We start from the raw sequence: 4,152 nt of genomic DNA on the forward strand, positions 1-4,152 counted from the left end.
TCTCCTATTCTGTCAATAGTATCTAAGTAATTGCGATCGTTTAATCCAATGGTGTGGCGGTAATCTTCTAAATCTCGCAGCATTTGAGCGTATTCTAGCGCCATTTTCGGAAGTTCTTTCAGTTGTGTCTTTAATTGTTTTAATTCTTCTTCGCTCAAATTTACTTGCGTGGACAACTCATTTATTTTATCAATTTGGTTTTCGATTTTTTGGTAATCATCCGCAATTACCATTTTTACATATCGACTATTTTTATAAGATTGGATAATTTTATGCCGGTAAAATAATAATATTAAGAAATCTTGATAGCAGTCTCCAAATTTCGCTTCTGTTTCTGGGTGAGTAAATAACCAAACAATCACATGAATGTAACTATCTGGTTGGTTAGGATTACCGTATTCAAAAATCGGACTACCGAAGAGTTCACCGTCGCGATCGAGCCCTAGATTGTTATGATATTCTGATGGGATAAAATTTTGAACGCACTTATCGGCTAATTCTCGAATAAACTGCTCGCCTTCTCGCTTCTGTGCTATAGTTAACTTTGCTGTAATTAGTAAAGTTTGCCCTAGAGAACTTTGGACAAAATTTGGCAGCAAGCAGTTCAGATGAAATTTTCCCAAATCGGTGATGTCTATGTCTTGATATTTGTCGCTAGGGGTTGGTTCTGGACAACCGATGTTTAAACCAAAAGCGTAACTATCGCTAAGATTCAGAGGATGAACAAAACCTTTAACAATTAATGGTTCGATATCGGGATTGTTGGGATTTTCTTCTAAATAAACTTCGCCTTCGATCGGGATAGAATAATTTGTTGTCGCGTGTAAATCTGGTAGCGATTTTACCTGAAAATTTTTTAATATTTCCAGGTATCTCTCCTTCAAAGAATCGAGATTGTTTGCAGTTGGCGTGGTGTTGAAACCCTCAAGCAAATGAAAAGCAAACAAGTAAATATTCGGTTCGGAAAGTCGCTCACCCATTTTTTTCATCCTGTGCTTTTTTTAGGGCATCAAGTTTTTGCTGAACGGTTTTTCTAACTTCTCGAAAAGTATTGTCTAAATTGTCAGGAAGTGGTTCGATCGGATGGTCGAGTTTTATTTGTCGCAAAGAATCGCTAATAATTTTTCCTAACGGCTGACGTTCGCTACACCAATCAATAATAAGATCGACCGCTTGTTCAATTTCATCATCTGGCAATTCAGCTAGACTTTTATTAAGAAGAGGTAAGTCTTGCATGGCTTGAGGGAAAGCAGAAAAATTATTTTTCAGCAGTTCTAGAAAAGCTTGAAGAATTTTGTTAGAATCCATAAATTGATTTGCCCTGAAAGTTGTTAAAGTCCGATCGCACAGAAAGCCGCCCAATAAGCGGGATCTTCAAAAGGGAAAGCTGGATTACCGTTTAATTTTAACCATCGTTCGATTCCTTCTCGGCGTTTTGTATCCAATTTTAAAGTATCCAGTTCCTTGAGCAAGTCTTCTCTGGACAAATTCCGCAGCCAGTTTTGAGCTTTTTTGAGGGCGACTGGAACGCTAAGGCTGGGTTGTTCTGTCAATTCTCGATAAAAGCGAATCAGCAGAAAAGCCGTAGACAAGTCACTCACCGACCACAAACTACAGACGACGCCGGGACTACCTGCAACTAGGAAACCGCTGGGTAAGCCGATATATTCATCGCTGAGGCTACTAAAATCGGTAATTCCCGTTTCGCAAGCAGAGAGGACGACTAGGCGACAGGCTCTCAAGTCGAGGTCAAAAATATCTGCTAAAGTGAGGCATTGTTTCAAGTCTAGAGTTTTGTTATTTTTTAGAGGTAAATAGCGATTAGGGTCTGGATTTGGTGGCGGTGGAGGTAATTCGCAGTCAGCTAAAAGTAACGCAGAAAGCAAGGGATTTTCAAAGTTAAAATAGCCGTGACAGGAGAAGTGGATGCAGTCAGCGATGCTGAGACGGTTATTATCTATAACTGCTTTTTTAGCCGCAGTTTCGATCAGGATATCTTGAGGGTTGAAGTGCTGCTGAATAGTTTGCACTTCTAAGTTGGCATAAGTTAGATCTTTGGTGGGGTTTTGGATGGCGAACAGGTGAGAAAAATTGGGGCGTTGTCGCATTTGCGCTCTTTGCAGCAGTTGACAACTGGGAGCATAACTAACGCCTTGAGGGAATCTGTCGAGCAAGCAATAACTATTATTATGTGCTGTTTTCGTAAGGTTTAACGCATGAAGCGGGAACAGATGCAGGAAGCGGTGGGGAATTAACACCAGTTTATCGACTGTGGGAGGGACGAGTTTGATAATTTCATCAAGGTGCAAAATTTCCGCAAGGCGTTGCAGGCGAGTCGCTAAATTTTGCCGCCACTGAGTTTTGTTTGCGTCTTTTTCGTCAGTGTAATCGGTCAGATATTCTATAGCCCAGTTTCCTAAGTCTTTCAAATCTTGTTCGGAAGATTGCCAGAGTTGAATTTGAGGCGAAGTTGATGTAATGACAAAGGTGGCAAATTTATCCTCAGTAATATACCACTCTATAATTGCCGTATTATCGGCCACTAAGGATTGAATCTCGCTGTGCAGAATTGGTTCAACTTTTTGGGTAAAGCTGAAGTTGGGATCGAATGGTTTGATTTGTTCTAGGACGCTATCTAGCTGCTGTTGGAGTTTTGTTAGTTCGTCGCGCAATTGCTTTTGGGTGTCGTTGTTCGACTCCGAGAGTTGGCTGGTAGATTTTTGTCCTAACTGGCGCTGGATGGCGGGGATGTCTCGCCGCAGGCTATCGAGTCGAGTCAAAATTTCTTGGGGAATGTCGCCTTTGGGGTAGAGGTCGCGGTTGGCAAGGAGTTCGACCAGGTTGCGGGCTTTGCTGCGTTCTGCGGTTTCAACTGCTTTGGTTAAATTTTGGGCATTGATGCAGGCTTGTAACATTCGGAAATAAACTTCAATCGCATTTTCTTGAATCTCTCGCTTGGCAGCTTCTGTTCCTGCCCAATCGCGACTTTGTTCGACGGCTGCAATCGCCTTCTCGTAGCCGTAGATGGCGTTATTCCAGTCTTGGAGTTCAAAAGCGAGGTTGCCGAGGTTGCGTCCTGTGTCAAGGCAATCTAGGGGGAAGGCTGAGGGAGTGCGAATTTCTAGGGCTTGTCGGTAACATTTGATCGCTTTTTCGATATTATCTACCTTGTCTCCTTTGATTCTGTTACGGTAGGCATTTGCCACATTATTTTGCATCATTGCCCATTTTTCGGGAAACGCATCGCGGGTGTAAACGGTGAGGGCGGCAGTGTAATATGCGATCGCTTTTTCCAGGTTATCTGCTTTTTCCCCTTTGATTCTATTACTGTAGGCAACTGCCAAATTATTTTGCGTCCCTGCCCAATCTTGGGGAAAAGCTTCGCGAGTGCGAACTTCCGATGCGGCGGTGTAGGATGCGATCGCTAATTCTAGGTTATCTGCTTTTTCCCCTTTTATTCTATCCCAGTAGGCATTTCCCAGATTATTTTGCGTCGTTGCCCATTCTTGGGGAAAAGCTTCGCGGGTGTAAATGGTGAGTGTGGCGGTGTAAAATTCGATCGCTTGTTCGAGATTGTCTGCCTTCTCTCCTCTGATTCTGGAATGGTAGGCAATTGCCAGATTATTTTGCGCCGTTGCCCATAGTTCGCTGCCAGGTTCCAGATTGTTTAAAACTATTTGATAACCAGCGATCCCAATTTCAATATTATTCGCTCTCTTCCCTCGCGGAAAGCCACTAATATGAATACTCAAATTTCCAATAATGGGGATAATCTCTCTAGTTGCTTCTGGATGTTTGGCAATTAAATTCACAGCCACTTGATTTAAAATTGCCGCAAAACGGACATTGAGAAGATGCTTCCCTCTGTCTAAAATCGGGTAAACTACCGAAATATCTCTATAGCTTTCTTCTGCGTGCAATAATTCTAGGATAAACTCTACATACTTCTCGGTATTTTCCCCTTCAGAGTTATCGCCATCTTCCTCATCATTCATCCCCAAAAATTCCCCTAGCTGACTGGCAACACTTCGCAAAAAATCAGCTTCATTCTGTTTTCCTTCCTCTGCCAACCCTGCCGCCACTGCCTCGCAAACTTGCACAAACCCCAAATCCAGCAATTCCGAGTTTGCCTGTAAAATCTGCGGTTCCTCA

Annotated in this window: 3 protein-coding genes; all 3 read right to left on the bottom strand. The window is 42.6% G+C overall.

The window, feature by feature from the left end; genetic code table 11:
• The coding region (locus tag H6S82_RS21330) for a hypothetical protein (protein WP_199317931.1) at positions 1-980 on the bottom strand (980 nt) is incomplete at its 3' end.
• A complete protein-coding gene (locus H6S82_RS21335; protein ID WP_190468927.1) occupies positions 973-1,308 on the bottom strand; it encodes a hypothetical protein in 336 nt (111 codons plus the stop codon). The genes H6S82_RS21330 and H6S82_RS21335, both read right to left, overlap by 8 nt.
• 23 nt (positions 1,309-1,331) lie before the next feature.
• On the bottom strand, positions 1,332-4,152 hold a 2,821-nt coding region (locus H6S82_RS21340), incomplete at its 5' end, for a CHAT domain-containing tetratricopeptide repeat protein (protein ID WP_191056669.1).

Origin of the sequence: Planktothrix sp. FACHB-1355, assembly GCF_014748295.1 — a bacterium.
Lineage (GTDB): Bacteria > Cyanobacteriota > Cyanobacteriia > Cyanobacteriales > Aerosakkonemataceae > Aerosakkonema > Aerosakkonema funiforme_A.

Coding starts and splice junctions, on each gene's coding strand:
- H6S82_RS21335 (WP_190468927.1), bottom strand. CDS start 1,308: ATGGATTCTAACAAAATTCTTCAAGCTTTTCTAGAACTGCTGAAAAAT.